This is a genomic window from Cellulosimicrobium cellulans (assembly GCF_001722485.1).
GTDB lineage: Bacteria > Actinomycetota > Actinomycetes > Actinomycetales > Cellulomonadaceae > Cellulosimicrobium > Cellulosimicrobium cellulans_A.
This window is the reverse complement of sequence record NZ_LWGL01000071.1, coordinates 1-16,423: the sequence shown is the minus strand read 5'-3', so window position 1 is coordinate 16,423 and position 16,423 is coordinate 1. Positions and strand designations below refer to the sequence as shown.

Genomic DNA, 16,423 nt, shown 5'->3' with positions numbered 1-16,423 from the left:
GCGACGGCGGCCGCGAGCGCCGCGGCGTGCACCGTCCCGGAGAGCTCGCCGGACAGGTGGACGGACACGACGGCTCGCGCACCGGCCTCCGCGGCGGCCCGGTAGGCGGCCGCGAAGGCGGCGGGCGACGGCTGCGACGTCGTCACCCGGCGGCCCGCGTGCAGGTGCGCGGCGACGTCGCCGGCGGAGATGCCCACGCCCTCGAGGGAGGACGCGTCGTCGACCACCACGTGCAGCGGTACCGTGCGCAGGACGGACGGTCCGCCCGGCGGCAGGGACGCCGTCGAGTCGGTCACGACGTGGACGTGGTGGTTCATGGCCGCGTCACCCTACGGCGCGCACCCCGGCGACGCACCCGCACCAGCGGCCCGTCAGACGACGACGTTGACCAGCTTCGGCGCCCGCACGATCACCTTGCGCACCTCGGCGCCGTCGATCGCGCGCACGACGTTCGGCTCCGCGAGCGCGGCCGCCTTCAGGTCGTCCTCGGAGATCGACGGCGACACCTCGAGCCGGCCGCGCACCTTGCCCTTGACCTGCACGACGCACGTGACCGTGTCCTCGACGAGGTACTGCTCGTCCGCGGTCGGGAACGGCTCGTGCGCGAGCGACCGCTCGTGTCCGAGGCGCTCCCACAGCTCCTCGGCGATGTGCGGTGCGACTGGCGCCGTCATGAGCACGAGCGGCTCGACGGCCTCGCGCGGCACCCGGTCGAGGGACGTCAGGTGGTTGTTGAGCGTGATGAGCTTGGCGATCGCCGTGTTGGGCCGCATGTGCTCCATCTCGACGCGCACGTCGGCGATGGCGCGGTGCACGGCGCGCAGCGTCTCGGGGGACGCGGGCTCGTCGGTGACCGTGACCTCGCCCGTGTCCTCGGAGACGACGTTGCGCCACAGGCGCTGCAGGAAGCGCTGCGACCCGACGACGGCGCGCGTCTCCCACGGGCGCGAGAGGTCCAGCGGGCCCATCGACATCTCGTAGACGCGGAACGTGTCGGCGCCGTACTCGGCGTACATCTCGTCGGGCGTGACGACGTTCTTCAGCGACTTGCCCATCTTGCCGTACTCGCGCTGCACGACCTCGCCGTTCCAGCGGTACACGACCTCGCCGGACCCGTCGGCGGCGGGCTCCTCCGTGACCTCGGCCGCCGGCACGTACTGGCCGCGCGCGTCGGTGAACGCGTACGCCTGGACGTAGCCCTGGTTGAACAGCTGGTGGAACGGCTCGAGGCTCGACACGTGGCCCAGGTCGTAGAGGACCTTGTGCCAGAACCGCGCGTAGAGCAGGTGCAGCACCGCGTGCTCGACGCCGCCCACGTACAGGTCGACGCCGCCGGCGCGGCCCGCGCTCGCGTTGTGCGCCGGGCCCATCCAGTACCGCTCGAGGTCGGGGTCGACCACGGTGGCCTCGGCACCCTCGCCACCCGACCAGGCCGGGTCGAGGTAGCGCAGGTAGTACCAGCACGACCCGGCCCAGTTGGGCATCGTGTTGGTGTCGCGCCGGTACTCCTTCGGCCCGTCACCGAGGTCCAGCGTGACGCGGACCCAGTCCTCGTTGCGCCCGAGCGGGGCCTCCGGCGACGACGCGGCGTCGTCCGGGTCGAACGTGCGCGGCGCGTAGTCGGGCACGTCGGGCAGCTCGACCGGCAGCAGCGAGTCCGGGACGGCGACCGGCTGGTCGTCCTCGTCCCACACGATGGGGAACGGCTCGCCCCAGTAGCGCTGGCGGCTGAACAGCCAGTCGCGCAGGCGGTAGGTCGTCGTGCTCTCCCCGAGCCCCTTCGCGACGAGCCAGTCGGTGATGGCGCGCTTGGCGGCGGGCACGTCCAGGCCGTCGAGCGACACCTCGTCGTTCGACGACCCGACGACGACCCCGTCGCCCGTGTACGCGCCGGAGAAGTCCTCCGGCAGCCCGCCCGCGGGCTCCACCGTGCGCACGACCGGCAGGCCGAACGCCTCGGCGAACGCGTGGTCGCGCTCGTCGCCGCCGGGCACGGCCATGATCGCGCCGGTGCCGTAGCCCATGAGCACGTAGTCGGCGGTGAACACGGGGATGGTGGCGCCGTTGACCGGGTTCACCGCGAGGTGCCCGGTGAACACGCCGGTCTTCTTGCCCGCGTCGGCCTGCCGCTCGACGGCGGTCTTGGCGGCGGCCTCGCGCCGGTACGCGGCGACGGCCTCGACCGGCGACGCGTGGCCACCCGTCCACGCGCTCGACGTCCCGTCGGGCCAGTGCGCTGGCACCTCGTCGAGCAGCGGGTGCTCCGGCGAGACCACCATGAACGTGGCGCCGAACAGCGTGTCGGGGCGCGTCGTGAACACCTCGACCTGCGTGCCCGCCTCCGCGGCGACGTCGTTCGCGCCGTCGCCGGCGCCCAGCACCGCGAAGCGGACGAGCGCGCCCTCGCTGCGGCCGATCCAGTTGCGCTGCATCGCCGTGACCTTCTCGGGCCAGTCGATGAGGTCGAGGTCGTCCGCGAGGCGGTCCGCGTACGCGGTGATGCGCATCTTCCACTGGCGCAGGCTGCGCTGGAACACGGGGAAGTTGCCGCGCTCGGAGCGGCCGTCGGCCGTGACCTCCTCGTTGGCGAGCACGGTACCCAGGCCCGGTGCCCAGTTCACGGGCGACTCGTCGACGTACGCCAGGCGCTGCGCGTCGACGACGGCGCGGCGCTGCGCGGGCGTGAGCGTCGCCCAGTCCGCGCCCTCCTCGACGCCCTCGACCCCACCGGGCACCGGGCGCGAGCCGTCGGCGTACTCGGCCTCGAGCTCGGCGATCCGGCGGGCCCGCCCGCGCCCGCCGTCGGGACGCGTCGCGTCCGGGTCGTACCAGGAGTCGAAGATCTGCAGGAAGATCCACTGCGTCCAGCGGACGTACTCGGGGTCGATCGTCGCGAACGTGCGGCGCGAGTCGTGCGCGAGACCGAGGCGCCGCAGCTGGCGACGCATGTTGGCGATGTTCGCCTCGGTCGTGGTCCGCGGGTGCTGGCCCGTCTGCACGGCGTACTGCTCGGCGGGCAGGCCGAACGCGTCGTAGCCGAGCGCGTGCAGCACGTTCTCGCCGCACATGCGCCGGAAGCGCCCGACGACGTCGGTCGCGATGTACCCCAGGGGGTGCCCGACGTGCAGGCCCGCGCCCGACGGGTACGGGAACATGTCCATGATGAAGTACGGGCTCGCGCCCTGGGGACCCTCGCCCTCGCCGTCCGTGAGCGGCCCCTGCGGGTTCGCGGCGAAGAACGTGCCGCGCTGCTCCCACAGCTCCTGCCACTTGAGCTCGATCTGCTCCGCGAGCGCCGGGGTGTAGCGGTGCGCGGGCTCGCCCGGCCGGGCGTCCTGGCCGGGGGCGTGCGTGATCTCGGTGGCGTCAGGGGTGGTCACCCGGCCGATTCTACCGACCTGACGGGAGGGCGACGGCGACCCGCGGGGCCCGCCCGGACGGTGCGTGACAGGATGGCGCGGTGATCGTCGTGACGACCAACGAGGTCCCCGGGTACCGCGTCGACGCCGTGCTCGGGGAGGTGATGGGCCTGACGGTGCGCGCCGCGAACCTCGGCGCGAACGTCGTCGCGAGCTTCCGCTCGCTCGGCGGCGGCGAGGTGAAGGAGTACACGCGCCTCGTGCACGAGTCCCGCAAGGAGGTCATGCACCGCATGGTCGAGGAGGCACGGCGCCGGGGCGCGAACGCGGTGGTCGGCATGCGGTTCGACACGGGCGAGATCGCGGCGTCGTTCTCCGAGGTGTGCGCCTACGGCACGGCGGTCGTCGTCTCGCCGATACCCGCGGGCCAGCCCGGCGCGACGGCGCAGTCGGCCTACCTCGCGGCGGCGGGCACCGCGCCGCAGGACACGCCGGAGACGCCGGCCCCGCCCACGACCTGACGGCGCGGTCAGAAGCTCGCGAGCAGGTGCGGGCCCATGACGAGGAAGACCCACGCGACGAGGGCGACGTAGCCGATCGCGAGGAACAGGTGCCGGTTGGCGACGATCGTGCGCCGTGCCCCCTCGCCCGCAGGGAGGTGGCCTTCCTGCACCGCGTGGACCACCTGGTACCAGAACAGCGGCAGCATCGCGGCCCACACGACCATGCAGTACGGGCACAGCGCGACGAGCGCGTACAGGCTGGTCCAGACGAGGAACACGATGAGGCCGAGGCCGACCGTCGTGGCGCCGAGCAGCGACAGCCAGTACCACCGCGGCAGCCGCGCGCCCGTGAGGACCACCACGCCGGTCGTGATCACCACCGGGAACGCCGCGACCCCGATGAGCGGGTTGGGGAACCCGAGGAGCGAGCCCTGCCACGACTCCATCGCCGCACCGCAGTCGACGAAGACGTTGAGGCTGCACGACAGCGCGTGGTCGGGGTTCATCAGCTTGAGGATGCGCTCGACCGCGAGCGTCGCGGACGCGGCGAGACCGACCGCACCGAGCACGACGAGGAGCCAGCCGAGGGCCCGCGGTCCCAGCGGGCGGGGTCCGTCGAGGGCCGTCGGCTCGAGCTCGTCGACGTCGTGGCCGACGCCGGCGGCGGCGGGGGCGCTCTTGCTCACGGGACGCTCCTCGTGGGTCGCCGGCTCCTCGCCGGGCTGCAGCGGCGCGCACCGGCGTGCGCGGTGCGGACCAACCTACCGCCTCCGGCTGGGCTCTGGCTGTGAGCGTGGCCCGACGCGCTCAGGCCTCGGCCGACGCGCGCTGCTCGAGCCGGGAGCCGTCGTCGTCCAGCGTCCCGACGACGACGCCCGCCGGGCGGCGCCCGAGGAGCGCGATGATCGCGAGCCCGGCGAGCGTGAGGACGACGCCGGTCCACGCCGGCGCGAGGTAGCCCCACCCCGCCGCGATGACGAGCCCGCCGAGGAACGCGCCGCTCGCGTTGCCGACGTTGAGCGCCGAGTGGCACAGCGCGGCACCGAGCGACGGGGCGTGCGGCGACAGGTCCATGAGGCGCGTCTGGAGGGCGAGGCCGAGGATCTGCGAGGTGACGCCGAGGGCGAAGAGGGCCAGCACGGCGGGCACCGGGTGCTGCCCGGTGAGGGCGAACAGCACGAGCGACGCGGCGGTCGAGACGAAGCCGAGGTACACGGTGCGCATGACCGACCGGTCCGCGAGCCGTCCGCCGACGAGCGTCCCGACCGTCATGCCGACGCCGAACACGGCGAGCACGATCGGGACGGTCGCCGAGGACAGCCCCGTGACGCGCGTGACGGTCGGCTCGACGTAGGAGTAGACGGCGAACATGCCGCCGAAGCCGATGGCCCCGCCGACGAACCCGGTCCAGAGCGGGCCGTTGCGCAGCGCGCCGAGCTCGCGCCGCACGCTGGAGCCCTCGTGGCCGGCGTCGGCGGGCACGAGCCACCACAGCGCCGCGAGCGTCGCGAGGCCGAGCCCGCCGACCAGGACGAACGCCGCGCGCCACCCGAGCTGCTGGCCGACGAACGTCGACAGGGGCACGCCCACGACGTTGGCCACCGTGAGGCCGGTCATCATCATGGCGACCGCGTGACCGCGCCGCCCGGGGCCGGCGACCGCCGCGCCGACCGCGGCCCCGACGCCGAAGAACGCGCCGTGCGGCAGGCCCGCGAGGAAGCGCCCGGCGACGAGCGTCTCGATGCTGCCCGCCGCGGCGGTCAGCACGTTCGCGAGCGTGTAGGCCGCCATGAGGACGAGCAGCAGCGTCTTGCGCGGCAGGCGTGCCGCGAGCACGGTGAGCAGCGGCGCGCCGACGACCACGCCGACGGCGTAGGCCGTGATGGCGTGCCCCGCGGTCGGGATGCTCACGCCGAGGTCGCGCGCGACGTCCGACAGCAGGCCCATCGTCGCGAACTCGGTCGTCCCGATGGTGAAGCCGCCCATCGCGAGGGCGAGCAGCGCGGCGCCCGAGCGTGACGTCGGCGCGTCCTGCGGTGCGGTCATGGCTCCTCCGAGGTCGGGGGTCGTCGGGTGCTCGAAACGATTCGAGCGAGCGTCGGCGGCGTCGGCGACGAAGGGTGCGGGAGAGGCCAGTCTAGGCGGTCGCCGCGTCGTCCCGCACGACCCACACGTGGCCGGCCGCGCGCAGGCCGAGCTGGGACGGCGCGGTGGCGGACCCGGCGTCCGCGCCGGTCCACACGACGGTGAGCGTGCCCGCGTACTCGCGGCGCTCGGTCACGGCGACGTGCGTGTCCAGGCCGACGCCGAGCTCGGCGAGGTAGCGCAGCACGTCCGGGTCGGCGTCGGAGATCCGCGCGACCGTGCCGCGGTCCCCCGCCACGAGCTCACCCAGCGGCACCGCAGGCGGCCGGACGAGAGCGCCGTCCGCGCCGGGGATGGGGTCGCCGTGCGGGTCGCGCGTGGGCTGCCCGAGCCGGGCGTCGATGCGCTCGATCATGAGGTCGGACACCGCGTGCTCGAGCACCTCGGCCTCGTCGTGGACCTCGTCCCAGCCGTACCCGAGCTCGGAGACGAGGTAGGTCTCGATGAGCCGGTGCCGGCGGACCATCGCGAGCGCCAGCGCCCGGCCCCGGTCCGTGAGCGCGATCGCCCCGTACGGCGCGTGCTCGAGCAGGCCCTGGGAGCTGAGCCGACGGACGGTCTCCGACACGGTCGACGCGCCGACGCCCATGCGCTCCGCCAGGAGCTTGGTGGTGACGCGCTCGTCGGACCACTCCTGCGCCGACCAGACCACCTTGAGGTAGTCCTGCGCCACGGGCGTGAGGTCGTCGGGGCGTTCCACGCCGACCACCCTAGGCCACGGCGTCGTCAGGGCGCCGAGCGCGTGAGCGCGAGCCGCATCTCGACGGTGCCCTGGTCCTCCACCTGCACGGGCCCCTCCGAGGGCAGCACCACGCCGTAGTCGGAGAACCGGACGCCGATCGCGCCGCGGAGCTGGACGCCCTCGCCCGAGCGCTGGGCCTCGAGCGCGACCGTGACGGGCTGGGTCTCCCCGAGGATCGTCAGCGTGCCGCGCGCCTCAAGGTCGACGGGCTCGTCGGTCTCCTCGACCCGCGCGACGTCGAGCGGCGAGGTGAGGGTGAACACGGCCGTCGGGAAGACGTCGACCTCGAGCGCGCGCCGCAGCACGCGGTCCTGCACCGGGCTGCCCGTCGTGAGGGTCGCGGTGCGCACCTCCACCCTCGCGGCGGTGGCCTCGCCGTCGGCCACCTCGACCCAGCCCGCGACGTCGTCGGTGCTCGCGACGACCGTGCGCTCGTCGGCCGGTGCGTCCTCGAGCGTCGCCCGGAACCCGGCGGCCGAGCCCGGGCCGACGGACCACCGGCCGTCCACGTCGAACGGGCCGGGCTCCGGCTTCTCGACCTCGGGGGACGGCTCGGCCGAGGTCTGCAGCCCGAGCGGCGGCGGGGTCCTGCCCTCGGACAGCTCGGTGTACACGAACGGGGCGAGGAGCAGGACGACGAGTGCGAGGACCACCGACACGACGATCCAGCGGTTGGTCCGACTCATGCTCCCATCCTCCCGCGCTCACCGACCGCCCACGGACGGCGACGCGCTCGTCGACGTCGGTCTCACCCGTTCCCGGCGGGTGATTCGGTCTCGTCCCCGGTACCCGGGGTGGTCGGTGCGTCAGGGCCGGTCGGAGCCCCGGGTGCGGCCGGCGTGCCGGCTGCGGACGGCGGGGCGGGTGCGGGCCACGGCAGGCGCGGCCGCACGGTCGCCGACATGTCGGTGCCCACCTGGACGAGCTGCCAGTCCACGATGCGCCGCTGCTGCGGGTCGAAGCGCAGCACCGTCATCTCGGCGGTGCCCTTGAGCGGTCCGATCCGCAGCTCGTCCTTCACCGCCCCGGCGGTGCTGCCGCTCACGTAGCGCACGCCCTGCCCGAGCCGCTCGGGACCGGAGCGCGTGTGCATGTGCCCGGAGATCTGCGCGGGCACGCAGCCGGACTCGATCGCCTCGTTGCCCACCCGCGGGGTGTGGATGAGCAGCAGGTCGACGCCCTCCGGGTCGGCGCACGCGGTCTCGGCCATGCGCGCCGCGTACTCCTCGGGCGTCTCCTCGCGCGGTGGCTTGGGGCCGAGGTCGCCGAGGCGCGAGTCGAGGGGGTCGCGGTCGCCGAGGATGCGGATCCCCTCCACCTCGACCACCTCCCCGTCGAGCACCGTCTGCCCGTTGGCGCGCTCCTGGGCCGACGTCTCGACGCTGTCGTGGTTGCCGTCCGCGACGACCACGGGGACATCGTTCGGCACCGCGCCCGCGAACGCGTCGACGCAGTACGACTCGACCGCCGTCCCGTTCATCGTCGTGTCGCCGGCGTTGAGCACGACGTCGGCGTCCGACCGCTCGGCCACCGTGCGGATGAGCGGGGCCATGCCGATGTTGCAGTGCAGGTCGCTGATGAGCAGGAGCGTGACGAGGTCCTCCTCGGCGGCCGGCTCGGGCGTGACCGGGTCCTCGGTCGGCTCGCCCGTCCGCTCCCCCGCCTCGTCGGCCGGGTCCCGGGACGCCTCGTCCGTCGGCTCGTCGGTCTCGCCGTCGCTCACCTCCCCCGACCCGGGCGTCGCCGAGGCCGGCGCCGCGCTGCCGGCGCCCGTGGTGCGCGGGGCGGTGAGGCGCTGGATCGTCGCGCGCCGCTCCCAGGCCTCGACGAGGTTGTCGTCGGCCCGAGCGTAGAAGTCCTCGTTCTCGCGGTAGAGGTCGACGAGCATGCCGCCGTAGGTGTCGACGATCCCCGAGAGGCGTCCGGTGATGCGGGCGCCCTCGAGCGGCGTGCCCGCGAACACCGCCGACGCCGGCCGCGACGGACCGGTCGCGGCCGGGTTGCTCGCGGACAGGGACGCGCCGACGAGCGCGACGAGCACGACGCTCGCGGTGATCTCGTACGTGCGCGGCGCGACCGCCCGGGCGAGCTCACGGCGCCGGGCGGCGCCCAGCAGGGCGTACAGGCCGACCCCGGCCGCGCCGACCACGAGGATCGCGAAGCCCGTGCGCCGCAGCGCGTCGATGACGAGGGCGCGCGCGACCGCGCCGATCGTCTCCTGGGGGCCGCCGAAGAACCGCAGGTAGTCCTCGAGGTCCTGCTCGAGGCCCGCGAGCGACTCGGCCTGGCCGACCGCTGTCAGGTCGGCGGGGATCTCCTGCACCGTGACGTCGACGCCGAGGTCGAGCGGCAGCGGCGAGTCGATCTGCAGCGTGCCGAGCGGGCCGAGGTCGACGACGACGACCCCGTCCGTCGACACCTCGTACCGCGCCTCGTGGGGGCCGAGGCTGCGCTCGGCCGTGGCCGTCGTCACGCCCCAGACGACGCACGGCACGAGGGCGGCCAGGACGCCGAGGGTCCAGCGGACCCAGCGCGGCGGGGTGCGGTGCGGGCTCGTCATCGGGGACCAGCCTTGCCGATCCGGCAGCGGCACGCCAACCGCGCCGTCCTCAGGCGCGCGCGTGGCGCAGCGTCACGAGCGCGGTGCCGGCGGCGACGAGCATGAGGACGACGCCGATGACCGACGTCGTCCCGACGCCGCTGCCGAACGCGGCGTGCGCCGAGTCGAGCAGCGCCTGGGCCGTGCCGACCGGCAGGGACTCCGCGACCTGCGTGGCGCCGCCGAGCGTCTCGGCGGCGGCCGTCGCGTCGGCGGCGGGGACGCCGTCGGGCACGACGACGTTCGCGTGGTACGACGCCGTGAGGATGCTGCCCAGCACCGCGGTGCCGAGCACCGCGCCCACCTCGTACGCGGTCTCGGAGATCGCGGACGCCGCACCCGCCTTCTCGGCGGGGACCGAGGAGACGATGAGGTCGTTGGACACGGTCTCCGCCGCGCCGACGCCGAGCGAGAGCACGACGAACGCGGCCATGAGCAGCACGAGGGTGCTTTCCCCCGCGCCCAGCGCCACGATCGTGTAGCCGGCGGCGGAGAACAGCAGGGCGACGGCGACCACGTGCGCGGGCCGCACGCGCCGCACGACCCGGACCACGAGCAGCCCGGCCACGATCATGACCGCGAGACCCGGCAGGAGCGCGAGACCGGCCTCCATGGGCGACAGCCCGATGACGAGCTGGACGTCCTGCGAGACGAAGAACAGGAACCCGACGAGGGAGAACACCGACAGCAGGTTGACGAGCACGGCGCCGCTGAACGCGGAGCTCGTGAACAGGCGGACGTCGAGCATCGGGTCGGGCCGGCGCAGCTGGCGGCGCACGAAGAGCGCGCCCGCGAGGAGCCCGACGGCGAGGCTCGCCACGACCACCGTGCTCACCCCCGACTTGGCGAGCGTCTTGATGCCGTAGACGACGGGGGTCATGGCCGCCATGACGAGCAGGATCGACAGCGGGTCGATCCGTCCGGGCGCGGGGTCGCGCGACTCCGGGACGAAGACCGGGGCGAGGACGAGCAGCACCACGAGCACGGGCACGGCGAGGAGGAAGACCGAGCCCCACCAGAAGTGCTCGAGGAGGAAGCCGCCGACGATCGGGCCGAGCGCCGACCCGGCGGCGAACCCGGCCGCCCAGATGGCGATGGCGAGGCGCCGCTCCTCGCGGTCGGTGAAGACGTTGCGCAGGAGCGACAGCGTGGACGGCATGAGCATGGCGCCGAAGAACCCGAGCCCGGCGCGCGTGGCGACGAGCGCCTCGGCGCTCGGCGCGTAGGCGGCGACCGCGGAGACGGCGGCGAAGCCGAGCGAGCCCGCGAGCAGCAGGCGGCGGCGGCCGATGCGGTCGGCGAACGACCCCATGGGCACGAGCAGGCCCGCGAGCACGAGCGGGTAGATGTCGATGATCCACAGCAGCTGCGTGCCCGAGGGGCGCAGCGCCTCGGAGATCTGCGGCAGCGCGAAGCTCAGCACGGTGTTGTCGATCGACACGAGCAGCACCGGGAGCATGAGCACCGCGAGCGCGAGCCAGCGCTGGCGCTCGCCGGGGGCGGCCGGGGTGCCGGTGCCGAGGGGTGCGGTGTGCGTCTGGGTCGTCGTCACGACGAGGTCCTTCCACGGGCGTCGGACGGCGGGGCGGCGCGGTGGCGCCGGACTTCCGGACCGTCCAGACGGTATAGTAACGAATGCAGTCCGGCGCCCGCTTCCCTGTGGGACTGTGACGTCGGGCACCGCGGACCAGTCCCACTACCCTCGGAGCCATGCCACCGCCCCCCGCCGCCCGCGCCAAGGTGCTGCACGCGTTCGCCGTGCTCCTCGTCGAGAACGGCGAGCGGGCCGCGACGATCGAGGCCGTCGCCGAGCGCGCCGGCGTGTCGAAGGGCGGGCTGCTCTACCACTTCGGGTCCAAGGACGCGCTCGTCGACGGCCTGCTCGAGCACCTCGACGACCTCACCGACGCCGACGTCGCCCAGATGCGCGCGGCACCCGCCGGGCCGGTCGACTACCTCCTGCGCACGTCCACCGTCGTGGACAGCGAGTTCGAGCTCGTCTACCTCGCCGTCACGCGCCTCGCACAGGGCGCGTACCCGCACGCGCGCGCCGCGCTCGACGCCGCGCACGACGCCTGGACCCGCACCGTCCTCGACGAGGTCGGCGACCCCGTCGTCGCCCGCGCGATCGTGCTCATCAGCGACGGCTTGTACACCCACGCCGCGCTGAGCAGCTCCCCGCTCGCGACCGGCGTCGACTCAGGCGACAGCCGGACGGCGGGGACCGGTCGGGACGCCGACCTCACGTTCCGCGCGCCCCGACCGGGCGACGACGTCGACGACCTGCTCGCGCTCGTGGCCGAGGTCGTCGCGATGCGCAGCGCGGCTGGCGGACGGCCGGAGTGACGCCGTCGGCACCGGCGCTGCTTCCGGGGGACCGACCCGCTACCAGGCGCGCCACGCCGTGATGACACGCTCCCGCGTCACGATCTCACCGTCCACCTCGGTGGTGAAGGTGACGGTGACCGGCACGTCCTGGAGCTCCGACCGGAGCCGGAAGGCCTGGTAGGCGCTCGCTCCCGGCGCGACCTCGCGGAAGGAACGGCTGCCGAGCGGCGTCGTCACCGTGACGTCCGCGGGCGTGTCGTCCTCGTTGAGCACCCGGACGGCGAGGTATGGCGCGCCGGCGAGCCAGCGGTCGCGTGCGTCCACGCGGAAGTGCGGCCCCGGGTCGTCGGCGCACGGGTCGGTCGTGGGAGCGTCCTCCCACAGGGCGCGGTGGTAGCGGGAGTAGACGCCGCCGTCCGCCTGCACCGACGTCCCGAGCACCAGGTCGACGTCGTCGACCCTCCAGTCCGGTGTGTGGTGAGGCGAGACGGTGCCGTCCTCGTTCGTGATGAACGCCGGCCAGGGCTGCCGGCTCGTGAACGGATGGCCGAATCCACCACCGCCGTACAGGACGTCGTAAGCCTCGTCCGGCCCCACCCAGTCCATCTCGAGCGAGCCGTCGTCGGCGCCGGCCGGAGGCGTCACGACGACGTCGACCGACGGGACACCGGCGTCGCACACCGGCGTCACCGAGACGACCTCCAGGTCGCACACCGGACGCACGACCGAGGCCCAAGCCAGGAGAGCACGCCCGTCGTCGAGCCGCTGCCACTGGTCGAGGCCCCAGAACGGGAACGTGTATCCCAGCGCGGCGGTCGCGACGATCCCCTCGGCGGTCCGTTCGTAGGACACGGCGTCGGTGTCCACGGGCAGGACGACGTCCTCGGGACTCGCCGCGCAGTCCGTCACCGCTGCCGGCGTCTCGGGGACCACCGTCTGCGGTTCCACCCAGCACGGGCTGGACTCCCCCGACTCGGACCGGTCGAGCGAGTCGTCCGCGGCGTCCACGACGACCTCCCACCGGTGCGTCGCGTCGCGGTCGATGACCCACGACCCGGAGTAGCTCTGCCACTCGTCCACGACGCCGGCCCCCAGTTCGGCTCCATCAAGGAGCACGCTCACGGCGGTGCCTGTGGGGTAGCCGCTCACCCAGACGGAGAGCTCGGCGCAGTACGCGGTGACGTCGACACGCAGCCGCGGGTCGGTGCTGCACGGTGCGGTCGTGCCGGACTCGGCACGGTCGCCCTCCGTACCGTCCGGCGCGTCGACGACCACGCTCCACTCGTGCGGAACCGTCCAGTCGAGGTCACGGGAGAACCAGTACGACCCCTCTTGGACGACGCCCTCGACCGCGTCCCCGTCGACCACCACCGCGACGGTGGTCCCGTCCGCGTGGTCGGAAAGGCTGACGAGGAGCGACGAGCACGACGCGTCGACGTAGGTCGTGGGAGGGATCGCCTCGATGGCGGTCGAGGGCGCAGCGACGGCGACGCCCAGGCTGCCGAGGGCGAGGAGCGCCCCGACGGCACTGCTGATGAGCTTCTTCACTCGGATCGTTGGTCCTTGCGCAGGGACGGCGTCGCCGTCGTGGACGGACCTGCGCATTCAAGCAGAAAGCACCCTCATCGGACAGCGCCACCGCTGCTGCCCGCGCGGCGGTCGCGCCACCTCACCCCGCGTACGCCGCGCGGAGCGGGCCGAGGTCGAGCTTGGTCTGCGTCATCATCACGTCGACGACGCGCTGGACCCGCGCGGCGTCGGGGTCCTGCAGCATCTCAAGGAACTCGACCGGCACGACCTGCCACGACAGCCCGAACTTGTCCTTGAGCCACCCGCACTGGGACTCCTCGCCGCCGTCGGCGGTCAGCACGGACCAGTAGTGGTCGACCTCGTCCTGCGACTCGCACTCGATGATGAACGACACCGCCTCGGTGAACCGGAACTCCGGGCCGCCGTTGATGGCGTCGAACCGCTGGCCGGCGATCTCGAAGCTCCCCGAGACGGGCGTGCCGTCGGGCTGGCGGAAGACGTCGCCGACCTTCGCGTCCGGGAACACGCTCGTGTAGAACTCGACGGCCTCCTCGAGGTTCTGGTCGAACCACAGGCTGGGGATGATCGCGCGCATCGTGCACTCCTTGTCGTCGGGACGGCCCCGTGCCGTCACTCCTCCGACGTCGCGGGCGCGCCGAACTCATCGGCCGCCCCGCGCGGGGGTACGGCTACGCCGAGGCCTTCTTCCGCGACGTCGACCGCGTGGACTTCTTCTCCGAGTCCTTCGCAGACGCCTTCGAGGGCGACGCCGACGACGAGCTCTTCGAGCGCGAGGAGCCCGAGCTCTTGCCGTCGTCCGAGCCCGAGGACGAGGCGGTCTTGCGCGACGACCCGCCCTTCGCCGTCGTGCCGGAGCCGCCCGAGCCACCGGACGAGCCCCGCGAGCCCGACCCGCCCGAGGCGCTCTTCGAGGTCTTCGCACTCTTCGACGACTCGACGGACTTGCGCAGCGCCTCCATGAGGTCGATGACCTCCGCGCCCTCCGCCTCGGCGGCCTGCTCGCCGAACGTCTCGGACACGTCGACGCCCTCGCCCTGCTCGATCTTCGCCTCGATGAGCTGGCGCAGCTGCGCCTGGTACTCGTCCTCGTACTCCTCGGGCGCGAAGTCGGCCTCGAAGCTCGACACGAGCTGCGACGACATCGCGAGCTCCTTGTCGGTCACCTTGGCCGGCTCGTCGAGCGACGGGAACGCGGCTTCGCGCACCTCGTCGGCCCACAGGAGCGTCTGGAGCACGAGCACGTCGTCGCGCACGCGCAGCGCGGCGAGACGGGTGCGCTGGCGCAGCGCGAACTTCACGATGGCCGTGCGGTCGGTCTCCTCGAGCGTGCGGCGCATGAGCACGTACGCCTTGTTCGACTTCGAGTCGGGCTCGAGGTAGTAGCTGCGGTCGAGCAGGAGCGGGTCGATCTGCTCGCTCGGCACGAACTCGACGACCTCGATCTCGCGGCTGCGCTCGGCGGGCAGCGCGTCGAAGTCGTCGTCCGTGAGCATCACGGTCTGCTCGCCGTCGGTGTACGCCTTGGCGATGTTCTCGTACGGCACGACCTCGCCGTCGATCTCGCACACGCGGCGGTAGCGGATCCGTCCGCCGTCCTTGTCGTGCACCTGGTGCAGCGGCACGTCGTGGTCCTCCGTCGCGGAGTACACCTTGACGGGCACGTTGACCAGCCCGAACGTGATCGCACCCTTCCAGATGGCCCTCATCGCTCCATGGTGGCGCGCTCCTCGCCCGGGCGCGACCCCTCGCGCCCGGCATCACCCGCGCGAGGTCCGCCGGGAAAGAGGCGGACGGTGTCGGACCCCGGCGTCATGATGATGGAGGACGACGACGGGGCGGACACACGGCGAGCACACGGCGAGCGCAGAGGTGGGCACGGTGACGGGTACGGGCAGGAGCACGGCGGCCGGCACGCGGTTCGAGTTCGAGGCCGAGCTGTGGCGGTGGCAGGCGCGCACGGACAGCTGGGTGTTCCTCGCCCTTCCGGAGCAGGTGAGCGACGAGATCGCCGACCTGCCCCTGCCCCCGGCGGGCTTCGGGTCGGTCAAGGTCGAGGTGACGCTCGGCGGGTCGCGCTGGTCGACGTCGATCTTCCCGGACGCGGGCCGTAAGACGTACGTCCTGCCCGTGAAGGCGGCCGTGCGGCGCGCGGAGAAGGTCGACGTCGGCGACGTCGTGCGCGTCGGCGTGGAGACCGTGGCCTGACGCGCTGAGCGCGCGTCGTTCCCGTCAGGAACCGGGGCGCACGAGCCCCGTCTCGTAGGCGAGGACGACGAGCGCCGCGCGGTCGCGCGCGTCGAGCTTGGTGAGCAGCCGGCTGACGTAGGTCCGCGCGGTCGCGGGGCTGAGGAACAGCGTGCGGGCGATCTCGTCGTTCGTCAGCCCCCGCCCCACCTGCTCGAGAACCTCGCGCTCGCGCGCGGTCAGCCCGGCGAGCCGGGCCTCGTCCACGGCCACCGGCGCTCCGCCGGCCGCCGCCCGCATGACCGTGGCCGCGACCGACGGGGACAGCAGCGACCCGCCGCGCGCGACGACGCGGATCGCCTCGCGCAGGTCGCCGGGCGAGACGTCCTTGAGGAGGTAACCCGCGGCCCCGACGCGGACGGCCTCGAGCACGTGCTCGTCCTCGTCGAACGTCGACCTCGACGTCGCCGTCGTGCACGGCGAGCGAGCGCAGCCCGGCGCGCACCAGCTCCTGGTCATCGACGATCACGACGCGAATCATGGGCCCAGCCTCGCGGGCAGCTCCGCCTCGACGACGAACCCGCCGTCCGGCGCGTCGCGCGCCTCCAGGCGACCGCCGAGGAGCGCCGCGCGCTCCGTCATCCCCGCCACCCCCTGCCCCGCCCCGTGCTCGTCCGCGCCGTCCGTGCGAGCGGCTGTCCCCACGCCGTCGTCGGCGACCCGCAGCAGGAGCCGGCCGTCGGCGACGTGCGCGCTCACGGTCGCGCTCCGAGCGTCGGCGTGCCGCAGCACGTTCGTCAGGGACTCCTGCACGATCCGGTACGCGGCGGCGTCGATCGCGCCGTCCAGGGCGCCCGGCGGGACGTCGACGTCGAGCACGACGTCGAGCCCGGCGGCGCGCGCCGGGCGCACGAGCGCGTCGAGACCGGCGAGCGACGTCGCGCCGCGCGGCGTGTCGGCCGGGACCGGGCCGCGCAGCACCTTGACGGTCGCGCGCAGCTCGCGCAGGGCG

At 73.7% G+C, this 16,423-nt stretch carries 16 protein-coding genes; 3 read left to right on the top strand and 13 right to left on the bottom strand.

Going from position 1 to position 16,423, the window contains the following annotated elements:
* Together JZ5iCDA_RS09640 and leuS are read right to left on the bottom strand one after the other, a co-directional pair.
* Positions 1 to 317: DegV family protein (locus JZ5iCDA_RS09640; RefSeq protein WP_171905337.1), on the bottom strand; the 317-nt coding region annotated here is incomplete at its 3' end.
* 54 nt (positions 318 to 371) lie between these two features.
* Positions 372 to 3,380, bottom strand: a complete 3,009-nt coding sequence (gene leuS, locus JZ5iCDA_RS09635; RefSeq protein WP_436967398.1) for a leucine--tRNA ligase — start codon at positions 3,378 to 3,380, stop codon at positions 372 to 374.
* Between the two features lie 80 nt (positions 3,381 to 3,460).
* Here leuS and JZ5iCDA_RS09630 point away from each other — a divergent pair, with 80 nt between their 5' ends.
* A complete protein-coding gene (locus JZ5iCDA_RS09630) occupies positions 3,461 to 3,880 on the top strand; it encodes a YbjQ family protein (RefSeq protein WP_069386974.1) in 420 nt (139 codons plus the stop codon).
* Positions 3,881 to 3,888: 8 nt separating this feature from the next.
* Here the strand turns inward: JZ5iCDA_RS09630 and JZ5iCDA_RS09625 are convergent, their stop codons facing one another.
* The 6 genes from JZ5iCDA_RS09625 to JZ5iCDA_RS09600 form a co-directional block, all read right to left on the bottom strand.
* Positions 3,889 to 4,548 carry a vitamin K epoxide reductase family protein gene (locus JZ5iCDA_RS09625; protein WP_083259854.1) on the bottom strand — a complete coding sequence of 220 codons (660 nt, stop codon included), beginning with the start codon at positions 4,546 to 4,548 and terminating at the stop codon, positions 3,889 to 3,891.
* A 121-nt stretch (positions 4,549 to 4,669) separates the two neighbouring features.
* A complete protein-coding gene (locus JZ5iCDA_RS09620; protein WP_083259853.1) occupies positions 4,670 to 5,908 on the bottom strand; it encodes an MFS transporter in 1,239 nt (412 codons plus the stop codon).
* A 91-nt stretch (positions 5,909 to 5,999) separates the two neighbouring features.
* Entirely contained in the window at positions 6,000 to 6,707 is a 708-nt protein-coding gene (locus JZ5iCDA_RS09615; protein ID WP_253182035.1) for a metal-dependent transcriptional regulator, read from the bottom strand.
* 26 nt (positions 6,708 to 6,733) lie between these two features.
* On the bottom strand, positions 6,734 to 7,435 hold the full coding sequence (locus JZ5iCDA_RS09610; RefSeq protein ID WP_069386971.1) for a YceI family protein: 702 nt from the start codon (positions 7,433 to 7,435) through the stop codon (positions 6,734 to 6,736).
* Positions 7,436 to 7,497: 62 nt separating this feature from the next.
* A complete protein-coding gene (locus JZ5iCDA_RS09605) occupies positions 7,498 to 9,309 on the bottom strand; it encodes a metallophosphoesterase family protein (RefSeq protein ID WP_069386970.1) in 1,812 nt (603 codons plus the stop codon).
* A 49-nt stretch (positions 9,310 to 9,358) separates the two neighbouring features.
* A complete protein-coding gene (locus JZ5iCDA_RS09600; RefSeq protein ID WP_069386969.1) occupies positions 9,359 to 10,900 on the bottom strand; it encodes an MFS transporter in 1,542 nt (513 codons plus the stop codon).
* A gap of 158 nt (positions 10,901 to 11,058) precedes the next feature.
* Between JZ5iCDA_RS09600 and JZ5iCDA_RS09595 the strand changes: the two genes are divergently transcribed.
* Positions 11,059 to 11,694, top strand: a complete 636-nt coding sequence (locus JZ5iCDA_RS09595) for a TetR/AcrR family transcriptional regulator (protein WP_253182034.1) — start codon at positions 11,059 to 11,061, stop codon at positions 11,692 to 11,694.
* Positions 11,695 to 11,733: 39 nt separating this feature from the next.
* Here the strand turns inward: JZ5iCDA_RS09595 and JZ5iCDA_RS09590 are convergent, their stop codons facing one another.
* From JZ5iCDA_RS09590 to JZ5iCDA_RS09580, 3 genes are all read right to left on the bottom strand, one after another.
* Positions 11,734 to 13,224, bottom strand: coding sequence for a hypothetical protein (locus tag JZ5iCDA_RS09590; RefSeq protein WP_069386968.1), 1,491 nt, complete (start codon positions 13,222 to 13,224; stop codon positions 11,734 to 11,736).
* Positions 13,225 to 13,345: 121 nt separating this feature from the next.
* A complete protein-coding gene (locus JZ5iCDA_RS09585; protein WP_069386976.1) occupies positions 13,346 to 13,801 on the bottom strand; it encodes a VOC family protein in 456 nt (151 codons plus the stop codon).
* 94 nt (positions 13,802 to 13,895) lie between these two features.
* The gene (locus tag JZ5iCDA_RS09580; protein ID WP_069386967.1) at positions 13,896 to 14,933 is read right to left on the bottom strand and encodes a Ku protein; all 1,038 of its coding nucleotides are present in this window, start codon (positions 14,931 to 14,933) and stop codon (positions 13,896 to 13,898) included.
* Between the two features lie 172 nt (positions 14,934 to 15,105).
* Between JZ5iCDA_RS09580 and JZ5iCDA_RS09575 the strand changes: the two genes are divergently transcribed.
* Positions 15,106 to 15,432: a DUF1905 domain-containing protein gene (locus JZ5iCDA_RS09575; protein WP_069386975.1), complete on the top strand. Its 327-nt coding sequence runs from the start codon at positions 15,106 to 15,108 to the stop codon at positions 15,430 to 15,432.
* Between the two features lie 24 nt (positions 15,433 to 15,456).
* On the opposite strand, the gene JZ5iCDA_RS09570 is transcribed toward JZ5iCDA_RS09575, so the two are convergent.
* Both JZ5iCDA_RS09570 and JZ5iCDA_RS18830 read right to left on the bottom strand, forming a co-directional pair.
* Positions 15,457 to 15,930 (bottom strand): response regulator transcription factor, encoded by a 474-nt coding sequence (locus tag JZ5iCDA_RS09570; RefSeq protein WP_366246663.1) that lies wholly within the window; start codon positions 15,928 to 15,930, stop codon positions 15,457 to 15,459.
* 18 nt (positions 15,931 to 15,948) lie between these two features.
* The coding region (locus JZ5iCDA_RS18830; protein ID WP_366246662.1) for a sensor histidine kinase at positions 15,949 to 16,423 on the bottom strand (475 nt) is incomplete at its 5' end.